Annotated in this window: 25 protein-coding genes and 1 other annotated feature; of the genes, 23 read left to right on the top strand and 2 right to left on the bottom strand. The window is 42.4% G+C overall.

The features are described from left to right. Window positions 1–550 precede the first annotated feature (550 nt). The 19 genes from J7I93_RS07890 (at window position 551) to pheA (ending at window position 18,039) form a co-directional block, all read left to right on the top strand. On the top strand, window positions 551–1,312 hold the full coding sequence (locus J7I93_RS07890) for a prepilin peptidase (protein WP_214987853.1): 762 nt from the start codon (window positions 551–553) through the stop codon (window positions 1,310–1,312). A gap of 156 nt (window positions 1,313–1,468) precedes the next feature. Then, window positions 1,469–2,530: a hypothetical protein gene (locus J7I93_RS07885; protein ID WP_214724983.1), complete on the top strand. Its 1,062-nt coding sequence runs from the start codon at window positions 1,469–1,471 to the stop codon at window positions 2,528–2,530. A 223-nt stretch (window positions 2,531–2,753) separates the two neighbouring features. Continuing rightward, entirely contained in the window at window positions 2,754–3,323 is a 570-nt protein-coding gene (locus J7I93_RS07880) for a Maf family protein (RefSeq protein WP_214724981.1), read from the top strand. A gap of 52 nt (window positions 3,324–3,375) precedes the next feature. Continuing rightward, window positions 3,376–4,065 (top strand): RadC family protein, encoded by a 690-nt coding sequence (gene radC / locus J7I93_RS07875; protein WP_214724979.1) that lies wholly within the window; start codon window positions 3,376–3,378, stop codon window positions 4,063–4,065. Window positions 4,066–4,251: 186 nt separating this feature from the next. Then, entirely contained in the window at window positions 4,252–5,274 is a 1,023-nt protein-coding gene (locus tag J7I93_RS07870; RefSeq protein WP_214724977.1) for a rod shape-determining protein, read from the top strand. Between the two features lie 200 nt (window positions 5,275–5,474). Continuing rightward, on the top strand, window positions 5,475–6,359 hold the full coding sequence (gene mreC / locus J7I93_RS07865) for a rod shape-determining protein MreC (RefSeq protein ID WP_214724975.1): 885 nt from the start codon (window positions 5,475–5,477) through the stop codon (window positions 6,357–6,359). Continuing rightward, complete coding sequence (mreD, locus tag J7I93_RS07860; RefSeq protein ID WP_214724973.1) at window positions 6,356–6,871, top strand: rod shape-determining protein MreD; 516 nt, start codon at window positions 6,356–6,358, stop codon at window positions 6,869–6,871. Before mreC ends, mreD begins: the two co-directional genes overlap by 4 nt. A 751-nt stretch (window positions 6,872–7,622) precedes the next feature. Then, the gene (minC, locus tag J7I93_RS07855; RefSeq protein WP_214724971.1) at window positions 7,623–8,300 is read left to right on the top strand and encodes a septum site-determining protein MinC; all 678 of its coding nucleotides are present in this window, start codon (window positions 7,623–7,625) and stop codon (window positions 8,298–8,300) included. Window position 8,301: 1 nt separating this feature from the next. Further along, window positions 8,302–9,105, top strand: a complete 804-nt coding sequence (minD, locus tag J7I93_RS07850; protein ID WP_214724969.1) for a septum site-determining protein MinD — start codon at window positions 8,302–8,304, stop codon at window positions 9,103–9,105. Between the two features lie 137 nt (window positions 9,106–9,242). Beyond that, the gene (locus J7I93_RS07845; protein WP_214724967.1) at window positions 9,243–10,019 is read left to right on the top strand and encodes a M23 family metallopeptidase; all 777 of its coding nucleotides are present in this window, start codon (window positions 9,243–9,245) and stop codon (window positions 10,017–10,019) included. Further along, window positions 10,012–10,878 carry a M50 family metallopeptidase gene (locus J7I93_RS07840; protein WP_214724965.1) on the top strand — a complete coding sequence of 289 codons (867 nt, stop codon included), beginning with the start codon at window positions 10,012–10,014 and terminating at the stop codon, window positions 10,876–10,878. Before J7I93_RS07845 ends, J7I93_RS07840 begins: the two co-directional genes overlap by 8 nt. A gap of 350 nt (window positions 10,879–11,228) precedes the next feature. After that, entirely contained in the window at window positions 11,229–12,704 is a 1,476-nt protein-coding gene (locus J7I93_RS07835; protein ID WP_214987890.1) for an Rne/Rng family ribonuclease, read from the top strand. Window positions 12,705–12,891: 187 nt separating this feature from the next. Further along, window positions 12,892–13,016 (top strand) — a sequence feature (ribosomal protein L21 leader region). Between the two features lie 13 nt (window positions 13,017–13,029). Continuing rightward, entirely contained in the window at window positions 13,030–13,338 is a 309-nt protein-coding gene (rplU, locus tag J7I93_RS07830; protein ID WP_076257366.1) for a 50S ribosomal protein L21, read from the top strand. A 14-nt stretch (window positions 13,339–13,352) separates the two neighbouring features. Beyond that, window positions 13,353–13,694 carry a ribosomal-processing cysteine protease Prp gene (locus J7I93_RS07825; RefSeq protein WP_214724962.1) on the top strand — a complete coding sequence of 114 codons (342 nt, stop codon included), beginning with the start codon at window positions 13,353–13,355 and terminating at the stop codon, window positions 13,692–13,694. Continuing rightward, window positions 13,695–13,988, top strand: a complete 294-nt coding sequence (rpmA, locus tag J7I93_RS07820) for a 50S ribosomal protein L27 (RefSeq protein WP_026585361.1) — start codon at window positions 13,695–13,697, stop codon at window positions 13,986–13,988. Window positions 13,989–14,481: 493 nt separating this feature from the next. After that, on the top strand, window positions 14,482–15,033 hold the full coding sequence (locus J7I93_RS07815) for a sporulation initiation phosphotransferase B (protein WP_214724960.1): 552 nt from the start codon (window positions 14,482–14,484) through the stop codon (window positions 15,031–15,033). Between the two features lie 145 nt (window positions 15,034–15,178). Continuing rightward, on the top strand, window positions 15,179–16,474 hold the full coding sequence (gene obgE / locus J7I93_RS07810) for a GTPase ObgE (RefSeq protein WP_214724958.1): 1,296 nt from the start codon (window positions 15,179–15,181) through the stop codon (window positions 16,472–16,474). A 25-nt stretch (window positions 16,475–16,499) separates the two neighbouring features. Further along, complete coding sequence (locus J7I93_RS07805; RefSeq protein ID WP_214724956.1) at window positions 16,500–16,955, top strand: ACT domain-containing protein; 456 nt, start codon at window positions 16,500–16,502, stop codon at window positions 16,953–16,955. A gap of 205 nt (window positions 16,956–17,160) precedes the next feature. Then, window positions 17,161–18,039 carry a prephenate dehydratase gene (gene pheA, locus J7I93_RS07800; protein WP_214724954.1) on the top strand — a complete coding sequence of 293 codons (879 nt, stop codon included), beginning with the start codon at window positions 17,161–17,163 and terminating at the stop codon, window positions 18,037–18,039. Window positions 18,040–18,594: 555 nt separating this feature from the next. Here the strand turns inward: pheA and J7I93_RS07795 are convergent. Both J7I93_RS07795 and J7I93_RS07790 read right to left on the bottom strand, forming a co-directional pair. After that, window positions 18,595–19,134, bottom strand: coding sequence for a transcription repressor NadR (locus J7I93_RS07795; RefSeq protein WP_214724952.1), 540 nt, complete (start codon window positions 19,132–19,134; stop codon window positions 18,595–18,597). Between the two features lie 66 nt (window positions 19,135–19,200). Beyond that, window positions 19,201–20,283, bottom strand: a complete 1,083-nt coding sequence (locus tag J7I93_RS07790; protein ID WP_353050262.1) for an IscS subfamily cysteine desulfurase — start codon at window positions 20,281–20,283, stop codon at window positions 19,201–19,203. 385 nt (window positions 20,284–20,668) lie between these two features. Between J7I93_RS07790 and nadB the strand changes: the two genes are divergently transcribed. The 4 genes from nadB to safA form a co-directional block, all read left to right on the top strand. Next, window positions 20,669–22,255, top strand: a complete 1,587-nt coding sequence (gene nadB, locus J7I93_RS07785) for an L-aspartate oxidase (RefSeq protein WP_214725117.1) — start codon at window positions 20,669–20,671, stop codon at window positions 22,253–22,255. Beyond that, entirely contained in the window at window positions 22,224–23,060 is an 837-nt protein-coding gene (gene nadC / locus J7I93_RS07780; RefSeq protein ID WP_214724951.1) for a carboxylating nicotinate-nucleotide diphosphorylase, read from the top strand. Before nadB ends, nadC begins: the two co-directional genes overlap by 32 nt. A 33-nt stretch (window positions 23,061–23,093) precedes the next feature. Next, on the top strand, window positions 23,094–24,200 hold the full coding sequence (nadA, locus tag J7I93_RS07775; RefSeq protein ID WP_214724949.1) for a quinolinate synthase NadA: 1,107 nt from the start codon (window positions 23,094–23,096) through the stop codon (window positions 24,198–24,200). Window positions 24,201–24,498: 298 nt separating this feature from the next. After that, window positions 24,499–26,255, top strand: a 1,757-nt coding sequence (gene safA, locus J7I93_RS25390; RefSeq protein ID WP_214724947.1) for a SafA/ExsA family spore coat assembly protein, incomplete at its 3' end; no start/stop codon positions are given.

Here is a 26,255-nt window from a genome sequence, read left to right as displayed (position 1 = left end):
GAAGGCTCGAGACTCCTGCGGGAGAAGCGTGTCAGCGGGAGACCCCGCAGGCGTGAATGCGTCGAGGAGGCTCCCGGACCGCCCGCGGAAAGCGAGTGCCTGGAGCGGAAATCAACAGGCCGATTTAACAGAGCCAAAATAAAAAAGCAGCCTGAGGGTATCACGCAGGCTGCTTTTACATGAGTTGCAGATAAAAGATCGCATTTTCTATGTCAAAAGACACAAAAGTGTTGGATATTAAGCATGTAGTAAATAAGCGAATTAATTATAATACTCTTGGAATGTGAAGGTGGCCTGTAAAATAAAATAAGAGAATCATAGTATATTCTTAATGGATCTTTACTACATAATCAGTTTTTCCCGTTCGTTCGCTGCGTAACTGGAGCGGAAATCAACGGGCAAGCTTTATAGTCAAAAAAACAAACTATACGAAATGACTTTGGCAAAAATGGTAAGGGTGTGCTCTAACTCAATTATATTAGCATAAACTTATTAATCCTTTGGATGTATCTAAAAAAGCAATACGTCAAGATTTTGGGAGTGGCAGGAATTGAGTTTTATATTCGTTTTTATTTTTATATTGGGTTTAATACTTGGCTCTTTTTTTAATGTAGTAGGGCTAAGAGTTCCATTGAAAAAGTCAATCGTTTTTCCGGGCTCTTCATGTTCGTTTTGCAGCCGGCAGTTAAAACCATCTGAACTTATTCCAGTGGCATCCTATCTGTTTCAAGGAGGAAGATGCAGGGGATGTAAAGCTATGATTTCTCCTATATATCCCTTAATTGAATTGGGTACAGGGTTATTGTTTGGTTCGGCTCCCCTTTTATTAGGGTGGACCAGTGAATTGCTTGTGGCATGGACTCTCACTTCTCTGATTATTATTATTGTGGTTTCTGATATTATGTATATGATTATTCCGAATAAAATTCTGGTAGTTTTTTCAGTGGTTTTTTTATTAGAAAGAATATTTATACCCTTAGATCCCTGGTTCGACTCAATATATGGGGCAGCAGGCGGATTTGCTCTTTTATTGTTTATAGCAGTTATTAGTAAAGGCGGCATGGGTGGCGGTGACATTAAACTCTATGCAGTTATTGGTTTTGTAATAGGCACAAAATTAATGCTGCTATCCTTTTTTATTGCAACCCTTTATGGTGCTTTATTCGGTCTGCTGGCTTTGATATCAGGTAAAGTAAAAAAAGGCAGCGCCATTCCCTTTGGGCCATTCATCGGGGCAGGTACTTTGACTTCCTATTATTTTGGTGTTCCAATTATAAATCAATACTTACAATGGCTATCTTCAGGCTTTTAAAATTATCCGCTAAAATGTCTTTTTCCAACTTGCATAGGATCTTAAAAAATTTGACGAAATCATTCGCTAACAAGACGACAAAAGTCTTGTTATTTTTTTTTAGCAGTATGTTAGGATGAAACCAATTCAGCAATCGACATGGAAGGAGGACAAGGTGTGGACAAGCCTAATAACGGAAAAACGATCACAATAAAAATAAATGGCAAGGACCGTCCGTTTCAGGAGAAAAATGAAGGAAAGCAGAAAAAAAACTGGAAGCCAAAAGAGCTGGAAAGAAAAGAAAAACACGAGGAAACGGAGTTCTTTACTTCAATACAAACCGCTGCTGCAAAAGAAGCAGATGACAGTTTCGATTGGATCCTGCCAGAGGAGACGGAGGATTCGGAAATTAAAGAGTTTAAGGTAGCAACCCCTCCAAAATCCCCAGCAAAAAAAGGACTCAGTACATTGGCCAAAAACTTCAAGAGGAAAAATAAGCAAGGTTTTCTCACATCCATTTTTCTTGCTGTCTTTTTTGCTGTCCTGCTTGGGACAAGCTTTGGATTCATTATGCTCAAATTGGTATTCACTGACCAGGCAGCCGAGACTATTGCTCCTGCCGTAACTGAAACCCCTGCATCTTCTGGACAGCCGCCCGGAACGGAAACAGCAGCACTAGACCCATTGGCCACGTTTGTGGTCCAGGGAGGAGTCTTCTCAAATAGCGAAGCAGCCAAACAAATACAGGAAGCAAACGCTCAAAAAGGTGCAAATAGCAAACTAATAGAAATGGACGGACAAACATTTCTTTATTTAGGAGTAGCTGACAGTATTGAGCATGCGAAAGAAATGGGCGGAGCTTTAAAAAGTAAAGGTATCGATGTTTTTGCAAAAGAAATCATATTTGATGCGAAGTCTATAGAGGGATTAAATGCAGTGGAGAAAAAAATACTTGAAATGGCACCCTCCATGTATCAAACCCTTACAGCAGGTGCAGCCAGTGCAGCTGTTGAAAAAACTATGCCCGCAGGTTTGGTTGAGGATATGAAAAAGCAGAGTGCTGCATTAAATGAATTACAAGCTGATCAAATCAAAAAACAAGGGCTTATTTCTATAAAAGAAGAACTCGAAAATGCATCCAAACAAATGAATGCCTTCCAGCAAACTGGAGATGCAGCTTCGGCCGAAAAAGTTCAGCAGCACCTGCTTGCGTTTCTGGCCGCTTATCAGTCATTGTAAGCAAATAGTGCCATAAATTTCTACCATTCGAATATTTTCTGGGAAATATCGCATATTAAAGGAGTCTGTTCGGGAAATTTCGGCAGGCTCTTTCATTTTGTCGATCCTTATAAACTTTTATCAAATAATTATGTAAAGCAGTTTTTTAAATTGTTTGTGCAGCCGATTTTTGATACGATAAGTCTGTATCTCCCAAATTGATACATAAAGGTAAGGTGATTCGATGCAAAACCTCATTTTAGCCTCTTCTTCCCCACGGCGAAAAGAACTTCTCAAAAATCTTCATTTAACATTTGAAGTTTCCAGCAGTGATGTTGATGAAAGCTTTGATCCCAGGTTAACACCTGATGAAATTGTGAAGGAACTCGCCTTCAGGAAAGCATTTGCTGTCTTTGAAAAGCACCCTGATGCTTTTGTGATTGGATCAGATACAGTGGTAGTCAAGGATGGAAATGTTTTAGGAAAGCCAAGCAATAGCGAAGAAGCCTTCAGTATGTTGAAGAGCCTGTCGGGAACAACTCATTCCGTCTACACAGGTGTCTCCATTTTGGCACCAGGCAAACAAATAAAATTCTATGAAAAAACCGAGGTGGTGTTCTGGGAGTTAACAGATGAAGAAATTAACTCTTATATCGGCACCGGTGAACCATTTGACAAGGCGGGAGCATATGGAATACAGGGCTTTGGCAGCGTGCTTGTAAAAAGCATTAATGGAGATTATTTTTCGGTTGTCGGCCTTCCTGTGTCAAGAACGGTTCGGGAATTAAGGAAGGCGGGCTACGCGCATCCTTAATAGATTTTCCTCATCTTTTGCTCCCTGGCCCATAGGTTAGGGAGGAAATAATATGCAAACTGAATCCTTTTTAATAAAAGATTTCCCTCAAGATGAACGTCCTCGCGAGCGATTTGTCCAAAATGGACCGCAAAGCCTTTCAAATCACGAATTGATTGCCATTTTGCTAAGAACGGGCACGAAAGATGAATCCGTTCTGCAATTATCAAACAGGCTTCTCACTCAATTTGAAGGCCTTCGGCTGTTGAAGGATGCATCGTTGGATGAAATCACCGCAATTAAGGGTATTGGAACCGCGAAGGCGATCCAATTGCTTGCTTCTGTCGAAATTGGCCGGAGAATTTCTAATCTTGCCTACGATGATAGATATATCATCCGCTCTCCTGAAGATGGTGCAAATTATGTTATGAACGACATGCGGTTCCTGTCACAGGAACATTTTGTATGCCTTTATTTAAATACGAAAAATCAGGTGCTCCATAAGCAAACCATTTTTATTGGAAGCCTGAATGCATCAATTGTGCATCCGAGAGAGGTATTTAAAGAGGCATTTCGCAGATCTGCAGCTTCAATTATCTGTATCCATAATCATCCGAGCGGAGACCCTGCTCCAAGCAGAGAAGATATAGAAGTAACAAAGCGGCTGGCAGAGGCCGGCAAAATAATCGGCATCGATGTACTTGACCATCTTATTATCGGCGAGAATAAATTTGTCAGCTTGAAAGAAAAAGGTTATTTGTAATGTAACATTCGAAATAACCTTGTAAAAAAGCTATGTTTTTAATTGACGATACGATATAATATTGGTTATGATTTTTGAGATGCCTTGCGTTTAAAAGGCTTATTTTACCTGATAGATTAAAGAGATTTCAATTATTATACCTTATCTTAAAATTAGCATTATGTATCAGAAAGGGAGATACCATTTATGTTTGGAATCGGTACTAGAGACCTTGGAATAGATTTAGGGACAGCTAATACACTTGTTTATGTTAAAGGGAAAGGAATCGTAGTCAGAGAGCCATCTGTAGTTGCACTCCAGACGGACACAAAAAATATTGTGGCGGTCGGAAATGACGCAAAAAATATGATCGGCCGAACCCCCGGGAATATTGTAGCACTCCGGCCAATGAAGGATGGGGTCATTGCCGATTATGAAACAACGGCCGTCATGATGAAATATTACATTAAACAAGCCAATAAAAATAAGAGCTTCTTCTCTGGAAAGCCTTATGTAATGGTTTGTGTGCCATCTGGGATTACAGCTGTAGAGGAACGTGCAGTTGTGGATGCAACCCGCCAGGCAGGAGCGCGTGATGCTTATACGATAGAAGAGCCGTTTGCTGCTGCAATTGGCGCAAATCTTCCTGTGTGGGAACCTACAGGAAGCATGGTTGTAGATATTGGCGGCGGAACTACTGAGGTAGCCATCATCTCTTTGGGCGGCATTGTAACAAGCCAATCTATCCGTATTGCCGGTGATGAAATGGACGATGCCATTATAAATTATATCCGCAAAAATTATAATTTGATGATCGGTGACCGTACTGCTGAAATGATTAAGGTTGAAGTAGGTTCTGCAGGAGATCCAGAGGGTGTGGAGAACATGGAAATCCGCGGACGCGATCTTTTGACTGGCTTGCCAAAAACGATCGAAATTACTGCAGAAGAGATTTCAAAAGCTCTGAATGATACTGTCTATGCCATTGTGGATGCAGTGAAAAACACGCTGGAAAAAACACCGCCAGAATTAGCGGCTGATATTATGGACCGCGGCATTGTTCTAACGGGTGGGGGTGCATTGCTTCGCAACCTGGACAAGGTGATCAGTGAAGAAACGAAAATGCCTGTCCTTATTGCAGAAAACCCGCTTGATTGCGTAGCAATTGGCACTGGGAAAGCTCTGGACCATATTGACTTATTTAAAAATAAAGCCAAAGAGTCACGATAAAAACCAAAGATAGATACGAAAAAACATGAAGCCCATTCACGAGTTTGAAGTGTTTGGGCTCAACTTTCGTATTGTCTAATCTTGTATGCTAAATGATAAATTTGTAGATATATGTTATCTTTGGAAGCAATGATGGTATAGGGAGGCGCCATGCGCTTTTCTTATAACCTGTGTAAAAAATACTAATCGAGGTGTAACTGATGCCACAGTTCTTTTTGAATAAACGCCTGATTATTTTGCTTGTCAGCATCATTATTCTCGTGGCATTGATTGGGTTTTCTTTAAAAGATAGAGAAAATTTAACTTGGCCTGAGCAATTTTTAAAAGATACTACCGGTTTTGTGCAGAATGCCGTATCCCGTCCTGTAAACTATGTGGCTGGATTTTTTGAAAATGTCCAAGACTTGCAAAATACATACAAAGAAAATAAAGAGTTGAAAACACGGCTTGATGAACTTGCCCGGCTGGAGTCAGAAGTTCAGCGACTTAAAAAAGATAATACTGAGCTTCGCGAGATCCTTGATAAAAAAGATTCATTAAGTGAATTTGAACCGAAGCAGGCAACTGTGATAGGAAGGAACCCGGATCGATGGCATGAACTGCTTATTATTAATAAAGGGAAAAATGCAGGAATTGAACCGAACATGGCTGTCATTACATCTAAAGGGCTTATCGGTAAGGTGAAAAGCAGCAATACCTTCACTTCAACCGTTCAGCTGCTAAGCTCTATGGATCCGACCAATCGCATATCGGCAAAGATCCAGGCTGGAGAAAATAACTTTTTCGGTCTGATTGAAGGCTATGATAAAGAGAAGGGGCTTCTACTCCTTAAACGCATACCTTATGATGCTAAAGTTGAAAAAGGGCAGAATGTTATTACTTCAGGCCTCGGAGGCGTATTTCCTGAAAGTCTTCCAATCGGGAAAGTCGTAGATGTAGTTCCTGATGAGTTTGGACTGACGCAAACTGCTTATATAGAACCAGGAGCTGACTTTTACGATATTGGCCATGTAATGGTTGTAAAGAGAGGGGCTCTCCAGCCTGAATTAATGGAAATGATAGATGAGAAGGAGGAGGAACTGTGAGAAGATTTCTTCTTCCTCTCATACTCCTGGGCTTATTTATTGGTGAAAGCATATTCGTTCAATTAACCCCGCCTGAGCTGTTTGGCAGCGGCAAAATTGCCGTTCCGCGTTTTCTGATTGCCAGTTTGCTGTTTTTGACCATTTACGGTTCAAAAAAGCACGGTGTCATATACGGGCTTTTATTCGGCTTGCTTTTCGATATCGTTTATGTGGAAATAATAGGTATTTATCTATTTCTGTTTCCTATCATTGCTTATATTATGACTAAACTGATGAAAATTCTTCAGACGAATATAGCCATGGCTTCCATAATAGTTCTCTTGGGGGTTGCCTTGCTTGAGGCCGGCTCCTACCAAATGAATTTTTTGATTCATCGTACAAACATGGACTTTGCAGCCTTCTTATCGTCCCGCCTTGTGCCTACACTTATTTTGAATCTGATTTTTATTATCCTTGCTGCCTATCCATTCAAAAGATTATTTGAAAAATATGCAGATAGCTTAAATGAGTAGTGTAGGGGAATAGGAAACATGTGTACCATTCAATATCAATATTATTGCGAAAAGAAACCGGCTGAACCCGGTTTCTTTTAAATGAATAATTTTAGGGAAGGCTCTTTCCAAAAAGTTTGTTTTTTTTAATAGATTTTGTAATTAAAAAACATTGATAAAAAAGGTTGGCTGATTGGTCTGTAAGCTGCGAGACTCTGGCTGGAGGAGTGTGACAGGTGAGAGCCCACAAGAGCTGCACGCTGAGCATCCTGGGTCGGAAATCAACCTCCCCTCACTGCTTGTTAAAAAAGCAGCTAAGTTTGCGAAAACAGCATTAGGGAAAAAGGATTTTAGAAGGTTTCTGTCGAATTCTACTTATTATGGGCTATTTAGGATAGGGATAATTGTCTTATTTATTTGTTTGGCTCTTTTCTAAAAGATTGTTGTTGCTAAATAGATTTTCGAATAAAACCATTAATAAATAAGGTTGGTTGATTGCAGCGTAAGGTGCGAGACTCCAGCGGGACAGGTGAGACCCCACAGGTGCTTGCACCGAGGAGGCTCACCGCCCGCCCCGCGGAAAGAGAGCAACCTGGAGCGGAAATCAACCACTCCTCATTACTTGTTTAAAAAACAACAAAGTTCGCAAAAACAGCCATTTGTTTAAAAAATTCAGCCCTAACTGACCTTAGTTCCTATTATCCGGGCTGCATGAAAATAGAGTGCAATAAACCACTTATGTGTTTCTTATCATTGAGGTGAACATCTTGAAATGAAAAAAAACCAAAACGTTACAATCAAAGGGACAAAAGACGGGCTGACATTGCACCTCGATGATTCTTGCTCATACAGAGAACTGAAGAAAGAGCTTGACCTGAAGCTTTCAGAAAGTTCCAGGGCTGGGGAAGACCGGCTTATTTCGGTTAGAGTTCAAGTGGGCAATCGATATCTTACCAATGGACAGCAGGAAGAATTAAAGGAGTTAATCCGGCAAAAGAAAAATCTGATCGTTGAGTCCATAAGTTCCAATGTTATAACAAAAGATGAAGCTGAAAAACGAAAAGAGGAAAGTGAAATCGTATCAGTCGCAAGAATGATTCGATCTGGACAGGTATTAGAAGTTCCGGGAGATCTTCTGCTTGTTGGGGATGTAAACCCGGGGGGCACTGTAATGGCGGGAGGAAATATATTTATTATGGGCGCTTTAAAAGGAATTGCCCATGCAGGCTGCCATGGAAATAAGGAAGCGGTTGTGGTTGCTTCTCTTATGAAGCCTTCCCAATTAAGGATCAGTGACTGTATTAACAGGGCTCCTGACAAGGATCAAGACGAGGAAAAGAGAGAAATGGAATGTGCTTACATAGACGAAAATGAGCAAATTACAGTTGATAGATTACAGGTTTTAATGCATCTAAGACCAAATATTACTAGATTGCAAGGGGGAAGCTAGGATGGGAGAAGCGATTGTCATTACGTCCGGTAAAGGCGGTGTAGGAAAAACGACTACTTCCGCAAATGTAGGTACGGCACTTGCCCTTCAGGGAAAAAGGGTTTGCCTGGTGGATACAGACATTGGCCTTCGTAACCTTGATGTTGTGATGGGGCTGGAGAACCGCATCATTTATGATCTTGTTGATGTGGTTGAAGGCCGATGCAAGATTCATCAGGCACTTGTAAAAGATAAGCGGTTTGACGACTTGCTGTATTTGCTGCCAGCTGCACAAACAAGCGATAAATCAGCCGTGAAGCCTGAGCAGATGAAGAAGCTGGTTGATGAGCTGAAGCAGGATTATGATTACATTGTAATCGATTGCCCAGCCGGAATTGAGCAGGGGTATAAAAATGCGGTTGCTGGTGCGGACAAGGCTATTGTTGTTACGACACCGGAAGTTTCGGCTGTCCGTGATGCAGACCGAATTATTGGATTGCTTGAAAAAGAAGAAAATGTAGAAGCGCCAAAGCTGATTATAAACAGAATACGAAGCCATATGATGAAAAATGGCGATATGCTGGATGTAGATGAAATTACAGCCCATCTATCGATTGATTTAATCGGTATTGTGGCAGATGATGATGAAGTGATCAAGGCTTCGAATCATGGCGAACCCATTGCTTTAAACCCTAACAGCAAAGCATCAGTAGCATATCGAAATATTGCCCGCCGCATTCTTGGCGAATCGGTGCCGCTTCAGCCTCTTGAAGAGGAGAACAAGGGCGTCTTTTCAAAAATTAAAAAGTTTTTTGGCGTTAAATAATGAATACTGGCAGCAAACAACCGGGGAGAGTTCCCCGGTTTATTTTTTTTATATCTATTCCTTCCGTGAGTCATACTCTTTTTGGACAACTCATAAACTTGTACAAATAGAGTTATTAAGGAAATGGTGGGGATCTCATGAATTCAAGAGCGGATGAAATTCGCAAAAGAATTGCACGGAGGAAAAAAGAGAATGAAAGGCTGTCCAAGAAGGCAGATTCACATCTTCTTTGGACAGAGGATGAGGAACGCTACGGGTTTAATAAGCTTCCTTCTTATGACACAAAAATGGGAGAAGGAGACCACCCTTTATTTCGAAAAGAGTTATTTCTGTTTAAACTGCTTGCTTCAGCCTGTATTTTTTTACTTGCAGCGATTCTCTTTAAAAACGAGACGGCAAGGCTTAATCCTGCAAGGGATTTTGTGATGGCTTCCATGGAAAAGGATTTTCAATTCGCTGCTGTTTCAGGCTGGTATGAAGACCAGTTTGGTAAGCCGCTTGCATTCCTTCCGTTTTCAGACGGAAAAAAAGAGACCCAGAGCTCTTCTGCAGACAGTGATTATGCACTCCCTGCTTCTGCTAAAATTCTTGAAGACTTTAATGATAATGGCCAAAGGATTACAATTGAAACCGGAAAGGAAGCTTCCGTTGAGGCCATGAGCGAAGGTCTAGTAAGGTTTGCCGGGAAAAAAGACGGTTTCGGTAACACAGTTATTATTCAGCATGGTGATAAAAGCGAATCCTGGTATGGCAATTTAGCAGATATTAATGTAAATCCATATCAATATATTGAAAAAGGTACAGGATTAGGTACTGCGGGTAATACTGAAGATGGTGAAAAAGGCTCCTTTTATTTTGCTATTAAAAAAGGTGATGACTTTATAGATCCGATTCAGGTGATACCATTTGAATAAAATTCCAGAATTGATAAAGTATATTCATATCCATCCTTTGTTATGGGCGATTATTGGGTTGTCAGTGGCAACTGCCCATTTTATTGAACTATGTCTATTGCTGCTGATTATTTTCGTGCATGAGATGGGTCATGCCGCAGCTGCAGCCCTCTTTTCCTGGAGAATCAAAAGGATAGCCCTCTTGCCCTTTGGGGGTGTGGCGGAAATGGATGAGCATGGAAATAGGCCGCTTAAGGAAGAAATTATAGTAATAATTTCCGGGCCGCTTCAGCATATTTGGATGATGGGAGCGGCATTGCTTTTTTATCAGCTTACTTGGATGCCGCAAGAAATCTTTCAGCTGTTTATACAATTTAATTTAATGATTTTGATATTCAATCTGCTTCCTGTCTGGCCTTTAGATGGCGGAAAGCTGATTTTTTTATGGATGTCACGTAACCGGGCATTTCCAGATGCCCACAGAAAAACATTGCTGATATCAGGAGCTGGTATATTTGGATTCATTATTTTTACTTTATTGACATCTCCTGTTAATCTGAATATGTGGGTGATCCTCGCTTTTTTGATGTTTTCGCTATACCATGAATGGAAGCAAAGCCGGTTTGTTTTTATTCGCTTTCTCCTTGAGAGATATTATGGGAAAAACAGCGATTTTCGGACATTAAAGCCCCTGGTTGTAAAAGAAGAAGAGTTGGTTATTCATGTTCTTGAAAGATTCCAGCGTGGATGTAAGCATCCAATCATAATTGAAAAAGACGGGAAAGAAAAAGGTTCTTTAGATGAAAATGAGCTGCTGCATGCTTATTTTGCAGAAAAGGTACTAACAGCAAAAGTAGGGGACTTGCTGTATGTTTATTAATGAGCATTTTTTTAAGGCTATTTTCTCATTGATTGTTGTTTTTGCTTTTGGATTCAGACCGTTGATTTCAGCACGGGGCATTTGCTTTCCGCGGGGAGCGATGCGAGCCTCCTCGGCTTCGCCTGTGGGGTCTCGCACTTCCCTCTCTTCCCGCAGGACATTGGAAGAGCATCTTTGAGTAAACACCGCACGAAGAAAATGCGAATGCATTTTCGAGGAGTCAAATGCCCTCCGCTACAATCAACTCAGTTAGAAAAACCAAGTTTGCCTTCAAAAAGCAACAAACTTTAAAAACAGCTTTTTTAAAGAAGCACAGCTCGTATTACTGCGTTAAAGTGAGGAAAAGTAATTTGAATACGTTAGTTGTAAATTATGTGACTAGAGAGCGGAGATTTGCCCGCTTAAAAAATAACAGGATCGAGAAGCTTTTTATTGATCAGCCGAAGCAGCGGTCATCTGTAGGCAATATTTATCTTGGTACGGTTGCAAAGGTCATGCCTGGGTTGAACGCAGCCTTTGTGGAGATTGGTGAAGAGCAAAGCGGATTTCTTCATCGTGACAAATTAGCTTCGTACCTTCAATCTAACGAAGAAAAGCTTGTTAAGGATAAACAGAGTATTTCTTCCTATGTGCATCAAGGAGAAAAACTGCTTGTACAGATTGAGAAGGATGCCACAGGAACGAAAGGCCCAAGATTATCGGGGCTGGTTGAGTTTTCTGGTGATTCTATCATTTATATGCCTAATGGCCGTTATGTAGCCGTTTCAAAAAAGATTGAGGATAGTGCTGTCAGAGAAAAATGGCGGCAGTTTGGCTATCGTCTAAAAGAAGAGAATGAAGGGCTCATTTTCAGGACATCCTGTCAAGAAAAGAAGGAAACTGAACTGATTGAAGAGCTTGATAAGCTTAGAATGGAGTATAGGGATATTTTAAAGACAGCTGAAGCCCTAAAAAAGCCAGGAATAGTATTTGAAGGTGATTCCTTTATTGCGGAAATTCTGGAAGAAATCAAGAAGGTCAAAGACGGAGAAGTCATTGTAGACGATTTAAACCTAAAAAACAGGCTTCAGCAATCCAGCAGGCTGCCTATCCACCTTTACACTGGCAAGAAAAATATTTTTGCAGCCCAAAAAATCGAAGATCAGATTGACAAGGCCTTAAAGCGTATTGTTTGGCTTGAAAATGGAGCTTACCTGATTTTTGACGAAGCAGAAGCCTTAACGGTTATAGATGTGAATACCGGGAAATTTTCCGGTAAGCAGGATCGCCGGGATACGGTTTTGAAGACCAATGCATGGGCGGCTGAAGAAGCTGCAAGGCACATCCGGCTTCGGGATATTGGAGGCATGATTTTAATTGATTTTATCGATATGAATGAAGAGTCTGACCGAAAACAAATTCTTGCAAAAATGGAAAACGCACTGAAGGAAGATGAAAGGCGGACTAATTTAGTTGGATTCACTCCTCTTGGAATCCTTCAGCTGACCAGAAAAAAAACGAAGGCGGCCATTTCTGAGTCACTTACGGAAAGGTGTACAGTATGTGAAGGCACCGGAAGGGTTTTGAGTGGTGAAACGATTGCATTCAGACTTGAAAGGGAATTATGGGAGCACCGGGGCCAGGACCATGAAGCAGTTTTGGTTGAAACCACATCGGAAGTAGCAGCGGTCTTTTCTGGTAAGAATGGAATCCATAAAAAAAGAATAGAAGACAGTGTTGGCTTGGAAGTGATCTTTTCCTTAAAGGAGACTTGTAAGCCATTTTATGAAATAAGGCAGTTTGGCTATGCGGAAGAATTAAAGAAAAAGCAGGCGAGGGAAAACTAATCCCGGCCTGCTTTTGTTTTGGGAAGCAAGAGCATTATTTGCCACTTTCCCAGGAAGGACAAAAGCTATATAATAGATAAGGCATGCCATTAAAATTTTATTGGATGCCTTTCGGGAGAATCATATAATTCTTATTGACATGATTATTCATTATATGATAGGATTTTCATGTTATGTTTGTAGCGCACCCGTGCTACAACCGCTCAGAACAGGTAGTTAAGTCCGCGCAGTTGTGTCTAGCTGCGAGTGCCGATAAACAGGCACTCTCCGCTTTTCTTGTCGGCGCCTGGGATGGCGAGTCTTAGTCTAAGAGGAGGTGCAGTTCATGTACGCGATTATTGAAACTGGCGGAAAGCAATTACGTGTAGAAGAAGGTCAAGCTATCTACATCGAAAAGCTTAACGCAGAAGCAGGCGAAACAGTTACTTTTGAAAAGGTTCTTTTCGTTGGCGGAGATAGTGTAAAAGTAGGAAGCCCTGTAGTTGATGGTGCTACTGTTACAGCTAAAGTTGAAAAACAAGGCCGTCAAAAGAAAATCACTGTTTTCAAGTACAAAGCGAAGAAAAACTATCGTAAGAAGCAAGGTCATCGTCAGCCATACACTAAAGTTGTGATTGAAAAAATCAACGCTTAATAAGGCGATATTAGATGATTGAAGTTACGATTAATCGTAAAAGCTCCGGAACTATTCATTCGTTTGAAATTAGCGGCCATGCATTCTTCGCAAATAGAGGAAAGGATATTGTCTGTGCAGGCGTATCCGCTGTTGCCATTGGCGCAATCAATGCTGTGCACGCCTTAACCGGTGTGACGCCAGAGATTGGCCAGGGTGGGGATGGTTTTCTCCGCTGTGTTCTGCCGGATCTGCCGGAGGACGTAAATGAGAAAGTCCAGCTTCTTCTCGAAGGTATGGTCATATCATTGCAGACGATTGAAGAAGACTACGGAAAGTATATAAACATTACCTTCAAAAAGCAGGAGGTGGAATAAATGCTATTAAAGTTAGATCTTCAGTTGTTCGCTTCTAAAAAGGGAGTAGGTTCTACTAAGAACGGCCGTGATTCAATCGCAAAGCGTCTTGGCGCTAAGCGTGCAGACGGACAATTCGTAACTGGCGGCTCTATCCTATACCGTCAGCGCGGTACTAAGATCTACCCAGGTGTAAACGTGGGTAAAGGCGGAGACGACACACTATTTGCGAAAGTAGACGGTGTTGTTAAGTTCGAGCGTCTTGGACGTGACCGCAAGCAAGTGAGCGTATATCCTGCAGCTCAAGAGGCATAAGCCTTTTCGAGAAAACCCTAGCCCAAGGTTAGGGTTTTCTTTTTGTTTAAGGCTCTGTTAAACCTGCGTGGTGAATTCCGCTGCAGACACTCAGCGAAACGCAGGCTTCGAAGTACCTCGGCGTTCTGCGTCTGCGGGAGCTCCCTTGGTAAGCTTTTCCCGCAGGACATTGTTTCCGGGAATAAACACCGCACGAAGGAAACGCGAAAGCATTTTCGGCTTATTCGTGCCTTTAGGTCATCTGCACATTGTTAAATCATTCATTATCATTAACACAGCCCTGGTTTAATAACTTCACACATGCACTTTCGCTTATTTTAATGGAAATTATAGCTTTTAGAAGAAAGATTACTCTTGTGAGGCAGCTTCTTGATACATAAAGCAATATTTTCTTATTTAGCATAAAATTGCTTACTGTCAGTTGTTTTTTTTTGATATACTTACAGCAAGCAGCAGTCTTCTGACACCTTAAAAACCGTACAGGAGTGCATATATGGATAAAGACTGGAATATGATTGAGGTGCTGCGTCATGCCCGCCATGACTGGCTAAATAAAATACAATTAATTAAAGGTAATCTTTCCCTTAACAAGGTTGACAGGGCAAAGGAAATTATAGATGAAATTGTGGTGGAAGCACAGCAGGAGGCAAAACTGTCAAATTTAAACCTTCCTCAATTTGCTTCACTTCTATTCACATATAACTGGGAGAATCATTCCTTCCAGCTTGAATATGAAGTCCTGGATGATGCAATAGCAGGACCATTGGATGATTGCATTCTTTCTGAGTGGACGGGCTCTTTTTTTAACTGTCTTAACTCATCGGTAAAGCCTTATCATGAAAATCATTTATCCGTTTCAATCAGCCATGAAAAAGAAGGTGCTCGTTTCTTTTTTGATTTTAGCGGAATAATAACAGATATGGAAAGCTTGGAGCAATTTTTAAAAAAGGAATCCGCTGACATAACTGTTGCTGTTCAGGAATTAGCTGAACAGGAGCTAGCGCTGGAGCTTTTTGTGCCATTTACTGCAAATGGCAGAGAGTGATTTCCGTCGTAAAAAGTAATACTATAAAGTGAAACTCTGCAGGTTTGGGGGGAATCCTTCAATGTAGGAGTGGATCCAGTCAGTGCCGGTCGTTTGGCTGAATGCGAGGCAATCGGGACATACTGCAGACGGGAGGAATAAAAAAATGTTTGTCGATCAAGTCAAAGTTTATGTAAAAGGCGGCGACGGGGGTAACGGAATGGTTGCTTTCCGCCGTGAAAAATATGTGCCGAATGGCGGCCCTGCCGGCGGTGACGGCGGTAAAGGCGCCAATGTTGTTTTTGAAGTAAATGAGGGTTTGCGTACGTTAATGGATTTCCGTTATCAGCGTCATTTCAAAGCGCCTCGCGGTGAGCACGGCATGTCCAAAAACATGCATGGCAGAAATTCTAAAGATATGATTGTAAAAGTCCCGCCCGGCACAGTAGTAACGGATGCGGAAACTGGTGAAGTTATAGCAGACTTAACAGAGCATGGCCAAAGAGCTGTTATTGCAAGAGGCGGACGGGGCGGAAGAGGGAACACCCGCTTTGCGACACCTGCGAACCCAGCGCCAGAATTGTCTGAGCATGGTGAGCCGGGGCAGGAAAGAGATGTCGTTCTTGAATTAAAGCTACTTGCTGATGTAGGTTTGGTCGGTTTTCCAAGTGTAGGAAAATCTACGCTTTTATCTGTTGTATCCTCTGCAAGGCCGAAAATTGCCGAGTATCATTTTACAACCATTGTGCCTAATTTGGGCGTGGTTGAAACAGAAGATGGACGGAGCTTTGTTATGGCAGATTTGCCGGGGTTAATCGAAGGCGCCCATTCGGGAGTTGGCCTTGGGCATCAATTTTTGAGGCATATCGAGAGGACAAGAGTCATTGTTCACGTTATTGATATGGCAGCAGTAGAGGGAAAAGACCCTTATGAAGATTATTTAACAATCAATAACGAGCTGAAAGAATACAACCTGCGATTGACAGAAAGACCGCAAATTATTGTTGCGAATAAAATGGATATGCCTGAATCCGAGGAAAACCTTAAGAAGTTTAAAGAGCAATTAGAGGAGGATTACCCAATCTTCCCTATATCGGCTGTTACACGCCAAGGGCTAAGAGACTTATTATTTGCAATTGCAGATAAGATTGAAGAAACACCTGAATTTCCTCTTGCGCATGAAGAAGAGGGAGAAGAAACAGGAGTCCATCGTGTTCTCTACAAACATGAAGCCGATCAAACAGAGTTTGTTATTACAAGGGATCCTGCTGGAGTTTTTGTTGTATCTGGAGATGCAATTGAGAAGCTCTTTAAGATGACGGATTTCTCAAGAGACGAATCTGTCCGCAGATTTGCAAGGCAGCTGCGCGGTATGGGAGTAGATGATGCTCTTCGCGAAAAGGGAGCAAAAGACGGCGACATCGTCAAGCTTCTTGATTATGAATTCGAGTTTATTGACTAACCTTCTCGATTGACGGGGTGGAGAAATGAGAAAAGATAGATTCGATAAAAAATTTTATTTGGTTCGCGAAGATGTTTTGCCTGAAGCAATGAAGAAAACATTGGATGCGAAGGAAATGATCGAAAGGGGAAAGGCTGAATCGGTTTGGGACGCCGTCCAGAAGGTTGATTTGAGCCGGAGTGCTTTTTATAAATACAGAGACACTGTGTTTCCTTTTCATACCGTTGTAAAAGAACGGCTTATAACATTATTTTTTCATTTGGAAGACCGGTCGGGGACCCTATCCCATTTGCTGGGAGTAGTAGCATCATCAGGATGCAATGTCCTCACGATTCACCAGACTATACCCCTTCAAGGGAGAGCTAATGTCACTTTATCCTTAAATGTAACGGAAATGGGGATAGACATTGATGAGCTTTTAACCAGGCTCCGAAAATTGGAATTTGTAGAGAAAGTAGAGGTGCTGGGAACAGGTGCGTAAGGAATTACGCTCCGGTATCCGGCCCTTTTTTTCGCTAAGGAGTTTAATGCAGGTAAATGATTGCACAATATCGAATATAAGAGGTTGGCTAAGCAGGTTTTTCTAAAATTATTATTTTGTATTTTACACACATATGTTAAAGTGATAAAGTATAAAGAAAGTTTTCAGTAAGTTAAAACAACTCTGACGAAGGGAGGGAGTTACCGTGAAAATTGGATTCTTGGGCCCAAAGGCTACGTTCACAGATATAGCGGTTAGAGGCTTATTTCCGGAAGAGATAGCTGTTCCCTATCCGACTATACCTGCCTGTTTTGATGCTTTGATTGGTAATGAAATAGACTTGGCGGTAGTTCCTCTTGAGAATGCATTGGAAGGTTCAGTGAACATTACTCTAGATTATTTAATCCATGAGGTAGATTTGCCGATTGTTGGTGAACTAACGGCACCTATACGCCAGCATTTTATGGTTCATCCCGATAATTTGGAAGATTGGGCTGAAACAGATGTGGTTTACAGCCATTCCCATGCAATTGCCCAGTGCCACAAATTTTTACATAAAGAGCTGAAAGGAATCCCGTGTGAAAGCACAACCTCCACGGCTGCTGCAGCACAATATGTTAAAGACCACCCAGGTGAAAAAGCTGGTGCCATTGCAAATGAATTAGCTGCACAGGTTTACGGATTAGCTATTGCAAAAGAGGATATTCACGACTTTGATTTCAACCATACAAAATTCATTGTTTTATCCAATAAACAAATTACAATTAAAGAAGACAGAGAAGAGTTTTCCGGACATAAAACGACTGTCATGGTTACATTGCCAGCTGACAGGGCAGGAGCACTTCACCAGGTGCTTTCTGCGTTTGCTTGGAGGAAATTAAATTTAACTAAAATTGAATCAAGACCAATGAAAACCGGACTGGGCAATTACTTTTTTATCATAGATGTAGATATGAAACAGGATGATGTACTGATACCCGGGGCGGTTGCGGAATTGGAAGCATTAGGATGCAGTGTGAAAATATTGGGGAGCTACCCGTATTTTCAGCTCCATAAGAAGAAGAACAAGGTTCTTCAAGATTAATATGGCTTTATCTTGGGTTAAACAATTTTAGTGTAGGTTCTGTTAAACTTGCCTGCTGATTCCGGCTCCAGGAGTTTATTGAATCTCGGGCGGTCTGATTCTCCTCCCGCTCCAATCAACAGGGTGCCAAGATTAACAATGAGCTCTAACACTGCCTTAGTATTAATGAACATCTTGGGTGTATGAAAAAGGATCCGCGTTTAGACGGGATCCTTTTTTGCGACACTCATGTTCTGGCGCAGATTTATTTTGATTATAAAGCCACTTTTCGCAAACTTTGCTGCTTTTTAAACAAGTAGTGAGGAGAGGTTGATTTCCGCTCCAGGATGATCAGCGAACAGCGGCTGTAGGCTCTCACCTGTCCCACTCCTCTCGCTGGACTTTGAATAAGCTTCCTTGCATTAACACAACGAACGAATGCGAAATGCATTTTCGCGGGGTTAGCACCTTCCGCTCCAATTAACCAACCTTGTTTATCTCTTATACCTATTCAAAAACAATAATCTTTTAGAAAGCAGCCATTATAAAAAAGCACTGCCGGATGTGCTTCTCATATTAAAGGTCAATAAGAAAACCGGCTTTTTTTAATGACTGTTCCGCTTCATCCAGTTTTTGTTCGGATGGCGCCGAGATCGTGTGAAGGTGTATGCCGTCTGTTAATTCTGATAAGAAAGCCGCATTTGTGGATTTTATTTTTTCCATAAACTTCTTTACTTCTTTACGGGTCGACACCATAACAGAAGCGGTTAAGTCCCCATATACAGGGTGCTCGATTTTTACATCCTTTATTGTGACCCCGTGATCCACAAGTAGATTTAATTCTTCTTCGGTCCTCTCAGGGTGATGATGGCAGGCAATGGTCCGTTCCGCCATAACAGAAGGTGACGCCTGCTGAAGGTACATATACCCCTGGCTTGTTGCAATAATCGGCTCGTCTCTAGCTTTAAGCAATGTTATATCTCCTACAATAACTTGCCTGCTTACATTTGTTTTCGCAGCAAGCTCACCGCCCGTAATGGGCTGCCCGCTTTCTTTAAGAAGCTGGAGCAAAAAGGATCTTCGTTCTTCTCCGAGTACCTTTTTTTGTTCCTTCATGTTTTACTCTCCCTTACTTTCCGATAATGTCTCATTCTAACATAATAACCGGAAGAAGATAAAAACTTAGAGGGGCACTGCTAAGTGTGCGATTTGTGCAAGTGTTCTGCCTAAAGCTTTTGCTTCCTCCACAGAAGTTTTCCAGCCAAAAGAGATTCGGAAAAATTCTTTGCCGCTTTTTCCGGACACTCCGAGTGCCTCCATCGTTTTTGATATAGACTTCATTCCGCTCCGGCATGCACTGCCAGTTGAAATGGCAAATCCGTGTCTATTGCATTCGAGCATGACATGTTGCCCTTCAAGTCCATTCATACGCATACCTAATGTAGAAGAGAGCTGGTACTCACGCTCAAAGTTGTAAATCACGAAATTCCCTTTTGCTGGCTCAAGTTCAAGCAGAAGGGCATTGCGCAACAGTTGAAAATGGCTGTTGTGGACATCAAGATTTTCATATGCTTTCTGGGCAGCTACTGTCATCCCTGCAATCCCTGGAACATTCACTGTTCCCGGCCTAAATCCTTTTTCATGGGATACTCCTGGTAAAAATGCATCCCAACGCAATCCTGGTTGGAGATAAACGGCTCCAACCCCTTTTGGACCATAAAATTTATGGCCTGAAAAAGATAAACTGTCAACATTCCTGGCTACTTCCTTTAGGTCTGTTTTGCCAAATGTGTGGACACAATCACTATGCAGCAAAATCCCTTTCGTCTTGCAAATACTCCTAATTTCAGGGATTGGCTGCAATGTGCCTATTTCAGGATTACCATGCTGAATAGTAATTAATACGGTATCATCCCTTATGGCTGACTTTAATTTTTCCTGGTCAATGCGTCCATCCATATCAAAAGGGACCTTGGTAATTTCATAGCCTTTATCCAGACTGACCTTTTCCACTATGCTATGAATGGAAGAGTGTTCGGCCATCCCCATGATTATATGTTTCCCTATTTTCTCTGAGGAAGAAAGCAAAGCATGAATCGCAAGGAAATTCCCCTCTGTACCCCCGCTTGTAAAGTAGATTCCTTCACTCTCTGTACCCAGAATTCTTGCGAGTTCACTACGGCAATTTTCGAGAAGCCCTTCAGACTCACTGCCTGTATCATGAAGGCTTCTTGAATTGCCAAAGAATTCACTTGAAGCTTTTATATAGGCATCTGCCGCTTCACTATCCAGTGGACATGTGGCGGCATAATCAAAGTATTTTATAATCTCACCTGCTTTCGATTTTTATAAATCTTTGGCTCTGTTAACTTTGCCTGTAAATTTCCCCTTAAGGCGATCAGCGAACCGCGCGCAGCCCGACGTTCCTCAAGCACTTGGCCTGTGGGTCTCCCTGGGAATCGCTTCTCCCGCTGACTATGAATGAGCATCCGCGAATAAGCATCGAACGATGGAAATGAGTTTGCATTTACCTTGTTCCAAAATTAAAACACATAGAAGTTCCTCTTATTCTATGAAAACTCTTGTCATAATTCTAAATCTATGTAAATATAGGTGTCAAGACACCTGTAAAAACAGGAGGTAAATAATGATGTACGCCGACGTTCTAATTATTGGAAGCGGGGTGGCCGCTTTGCAGCTGGCAAAGAAGCTGCGCCGAGACTTGAATGTGATAATTCTCACAAAGTCCGCTGTGAAAAATGGAAATTCAAATATGGCCCAGGGGGGCATTGCTGCTGCCCTCGGAAGCAACGATCATCCCTCAAAGCACTACATGGATACACTTGAGGCAGGAAGATTCCATAATGATTTTGATGCAGTCTTGGCTCTTACAAGTGAAGCCCCCTCCCTCATTAATGGCCTTTTTGTAGAGGGATGCATGTTTGATAGAGATTCAAAAGGAGACATCGCATTGGGCAGGGAAGGCGCCCATACAGAAAATAGAATTGTCCATGGAGGCGGAGACGCAACCGGAAAGACATTAATGGACTTTATGTTAACAAAGATAAACGAAAACATTAGAATCATAGAAAATATGCATGTTTTTGACTTGCTGATAAATGAGTCGGAAGGCAGGTGCATAGGCGCAAAAGGGAAAGACACTAATGGCAATATTCATAGGTTCTTTTCAAACCATGTTGTGATGGCTACTGGCGGGTGCGGACAGCTATATGAATTTACATCCAATGCGGAAACCGTAACAGGAGACGGCATTGCCCTTGCATACCGGGCAGGAGCAGAGATTGTAGATATGGAGTTTATACAGTTTCATCCTACACTGCTCTATAAAAACGGCACAGCTTTAGGCCTCGTCTCTGAAGCGGTGAGGGGGGAAGGTGGCCGTCTGGTCACTGATGAGGGCAAACCAGTGATGGAAGGCATTCATCCACTAGGAGATCTGGCACCAAGGCATGTTGTATCACAAGCTATTTACAATCTGTTGAAAGAGGGAAGATCGGTCTTTTTGGATATATCTTCAATAGAAAACTTTGAATCAAGATTTCCCACCATTACCGCTATCTGTAAGCAAAATGATGTAAACGTAAGTCTCGGAAGGTTACCTGTTTCACCTGGCAGCCATTTCTTGATGGGCGGTATTAAAACCGATTTACTGGGAAGGAGCAGTATACCCGGTTTGTATGCAATTGGTGAAGCAGCGTGCACAGGCATTCATGGCGCAAATCGGCTTGCAAGCAATTCACTGATTGAGGGCTTATTCTTCGGAAAAAAACTAGCGGAATGGGTAAATGAACAGCCACCCTGTGAAATCGGTAAAATGAGTTCGAGTCCAGAGTCAAAAGGAAGGGTTCCTTCAACCGGTTATTTACCTTCCAAAGAAGATATAAAGAAAAAAATGATGAAGCATGCAGGTATTATCAAAACGAAGGAAGGACTGCTGAATCAGCTTGCTTGGCTGGAAAGCTTTCAAATCGAAAAATGGATAGCAACGGAATTTGATGATCTTTCCCCTGATGAAATTACAAGGGCATGTATGCTTATTACGGCATGGCTTGTAACCGATTCTGCCTTAAAAAGGACAGAAAGCCGGGGTGGCCATTTCCGCCAGGATTATCCAGTCGAAAACAATCATGAATGGCTTCGAAAAAGAATTATTCAATGCCGTAAAATAGAAAAGGATGGTAAAAATGAACAAATTAAAACTGCGATTGCAACTTGAACAATTTTTTCTGGAGGATATCGGCGACCGTGACCTGACAAGCGAGCTGATTTTTGGGGAAGGAAACACAGGGAAGGTTGTTTTCATTGCCAAGGAGAATGGTATTTTTTGCGGGGAAGAAATTATCAGATCCGGATATGCTGTTCTTGACTCCCGTGTGGATATCGATTTAAGAGTGGGAGATGGAGAAAGGATTGAAAATGGCCAAATCCTTGCGGAAGCACATGGCCCAGTAGCCATCCTTCTAAAAGGGGAAAGAGTTATTTTGAATCTGCTCCAAAGAATGAGCGGGATTGCAACGAAAACAAATGAGGCTATAAGAGTTCTTAATAGCTCCCATACAAAAATCTGCGATACAAGGAAAACAACTCCGGGCCTAAGGATGCTGGAAAAATACGCTGTCCGGTGCGGAGGCGGATTTAACCATCGTTACGGTCTTTATGATGCAGTTATGATTAAAGATAACCACATTTCTTTTGCTGGTTCGATTGGAAGAGCAGTAGAAGCGGTACGGTCGAGAATAGGGCATATGGTAAAAATCGAAGTTGAAACAGAGACAAAAGAACAGGTAATCGAAGCAGTTGAGGCAGGTTCGGATGTTATTATGTTTGACAACAGAAAGCCTGAAGAAATTAAAGAGTGGATCAGCCTTGTTCCTGAAAGAACCTTGACAGAAGCGTCCGGGGGCATAACATTAGAAAACCTGGCGAGTTTTAGCAATACAGGGGTTGATTTTATTTCGATCGGTTTTCTCACACATTCAGTAAAGGCGCTTGATATCAGTGTGAAAGTTACAGTCGAATAAAAACAAGCATATATGGCAAAGGGGTATGAAGGTATGAATATTTTTCAGACAGCAGAAAAACAAGCAAATATTCTTCCGGAAAAATATCGCGGGATGACCGTATTGGAACTCGAGTCGCGAGTAAGGGAGATAAAAGGAAGGCTGGGGAAGAAGCTATTTATCCCGGGCCATCATTACCAAAAAGATGAGGTTATTCAGTTTGCGGATGCCACTGGTGATTCCTTAAAGCTTGCCCAGCTTTCAAAGGAGAATAAGGATGCAGAATATATAGTATTTTGCGGAGTTCACTTTATGGCTGAAACCGCCGATATATTGACAACTCCGGCACAAAAAGTACTTTTGCCTGACATGCGTGCGGGCTGTTCCATGGCTGATATGGCAGATATACACCAAACAGAAAGAGCCTGGACAAAGCTCACTGATTTATTCGGCGAAACCATGCTTCCTTTAACTTATGTAAACTCCACGGCAGCCATTAAAGCTTTCGTGGGCCGTCATGGGGGAGCAACGGTCACTTCTTCAAATGCTGAAAAGATGGTGAGCTGGGCATTTGAGCAAAAGCAGAGAATATTATTCCTGCCTGATCAGCATTTAGGCAGAAATACTGCCTATAATTTAGGAGTTGGGCTCGATGAAATGGCTGTATGGAACCCGGTTTCAGATAAGCTGGAATATGAGGGCTCCCCTGAGAACGTTAAAGTGATCCTTTGGAAGGGCCATTGTTCCGTTCATGAAAATTTCACTGTGGAAAATGTAAAAGAAGTCCGGAAACAGTACCCGGAAATGAAAGTCATTGTTCACCCTGAATGCAAGAGGGAAGTTGTAGGAATCTCCGATATGGCTGGATCGACGAATTATATAATAGAGGCAATCGAAAATTCCAAACCGGGTTCTTCATGGGCGATTGGAACGGAAATGAATCTGGTCAACAGGATTATCAATCAGCATCCTGATAAGCAGATTATCTCTCTTAATCCGCATATGTGCCCTTGTCTGACCATGAACCGGATTGATTTGCCGCACCTGGTTTGGTGCCTGGAAACAATTGAACAGGGTCAGGAAAACAATCTTATCCAAGTAGAAGAGCATACAGCAGCTTTTGCCAAACTAGCATTGGACAGAATGATGGAACGGCCATAATAAAAATAAAATCCTCCCAATTGGGAGGATTTTTATTTGTCATTAAAGCCTCTCTTAATAGGGTTTGAAGATAAGAATAAATCATAATTATTGGAAATACAGCATATCTTTTTGTGTAGATTGTTAGCAATTTGCCCATTTCTTCATACACTATATGGACTTATCGCGATTTAACGGGCAGTGATCTACACCTTTCAAAAGATGGATGAACGGCCCGTAAATGCCCGATTGGTTCTACTAACCATCAGCGATACATTGCTGATGGAAGTATCACCTTACGCATAGGAGGGAATTCAGAGTGAAAATCCATATCGTACAGAAAGGGGACACTCTTTGGAAGATTGCCAAGAAGTACGGCGTGAATTTTGAAGAGCTGAAAAAGATGAATACACAGCTCAGCAACCCTGATATGATTATGCCCGGTATGAAAATAAAAGTTCCCGCAACTGGAGGCTCTATAAAAAAAGAAGCTCCAATCGGGGGCAAACCGGAAGCTAAAATAAATATGGGTGCCAAAAAGGAAATGCCAAAAGCAGAATATCCTTTTGCCAAAGAGAAGCCTATTACCATGCCTGTTGTTGAAGCACCTAAGGAGCAGCCTCTAAAAGAAGTGCCAAAACCGGCACCGCCAAAGAAAGAAATGCCCAAGGTTACGGCACCAAAGGTTGAAATTCCAAAGGAAGTTCCAAAAGTAACTGCGCCAAAAGCAGAAGTACCAAAGGAATTACCCAAAAAACCTTATACTCCAAAGATGCCTAAGCCAGTCATGCCAGAAATTGATATAAACAATTATTACATGATGAATATGTCTGTCCAACAGCCGGCACCACAGCAAAAACCGCTGCCTGTTTCAGAAGTTAAGCCCCAGCAAAAGCCATTGCCTATTTCAGAGACTAAACCACAGCCGCAGCTCCCGCCTAAACCAGTCAATATCCTCCCGCAGGCAAAGCCGATTGCAGATGAAAGTCCGGAATCGCCTGAAAGTGAATCACCTGTTTACACACAAAAAGGAGGTCAATATCAGCCAATGTATCCATATAATCCCAATTGTTTCCAACAAATGCCTTTCCCGCAAGTCCAGGGTGCAATGATGCCACAGATGCCTCATCAGATGCCGCACCAAATGCCATCCGGAGTAATGGGAGCAGAATATATGGGCCAGCAGATGCCACACCAAATGCCGCACCAAATGCCATCCGGAGTAATGGGAGCAGAATATATGGGCCAGCAGATGCCACACCAAATGCCGCATCAAATGCCGATGGCTCAGATGCCACACCAAATGCCGATGGCTCAAATGCCACACCAGATGCCGCAAGTCCAGGGTGCAATGATGCCGATGGCCCAAATGCCGCATCAAATGCCGCAAGTCCAGGGTGCGATGATGCCAGAGCATCAAATGCCGCACATGGGTATGATGGCCGGAGTTGAGAGCCCTGATTACGATGAATCGTCACCGTTTATGCCAACGGCCCAAATGCCTCAAATGCCAACAGGAGTAATGGGTGCCGAGCAAATGGGCCAGCAGATGCAGCACCAAATGCCGTCCGGAGTGATGGGTGCTGAGTATGGCCAGCAGATGCCGCACCAAATGCCGACCGGAGTGATGGGTGCTGAGTATGGCCAGCAGATGCAGCACCAAATGCCGTCCGGAGTGATGGGCGCTAAGTATGGCCAGCAGATGCCGCACCAAATGCCGACCGGAGTGATGGGTGCTGAGTATGGCCAGCAGATGCCGCACCAAATGCCAACCGGAGTGATGGGTGCTGAGTATGGTCAGCAGATGCCGCACCAAATGCCGACGGGAGTGATGGGTGCCGAGTATGGCCAGCAGATGCCGCACCAGATGCCACACCAGATGCCGCATCAAATGCCTCAGGTTCAAGGAGTAATGGAAGAGTCTCCAGGCATGGCACAAATGCCTCTTATGCCGTCTCAAAGTCAAATGCCATTGATGCCTGATTCGGTAATGGGTGCTTCAGACGATTGCGGCTGTGGTGGACCGCAGATGGGACCTGGAGGGTACGGTCCAGGATTTGGAGCAGGCCCAGGATT

Origin of the sequence: Bacillus sp. ISL-47, assembly GCF_018613175.1 — a bacterium.
Classification (GTDB): domain Bacteria; phylum Bacillota; class Bacilli; order Bacillales; family Cytobacillaceae; genus Cytobacillus.
The sequence above is the reverse complement of the archived record's forward strand: the minus strand, read 5'-3'. Positions and strand labels throughout refer to the sequence as shown.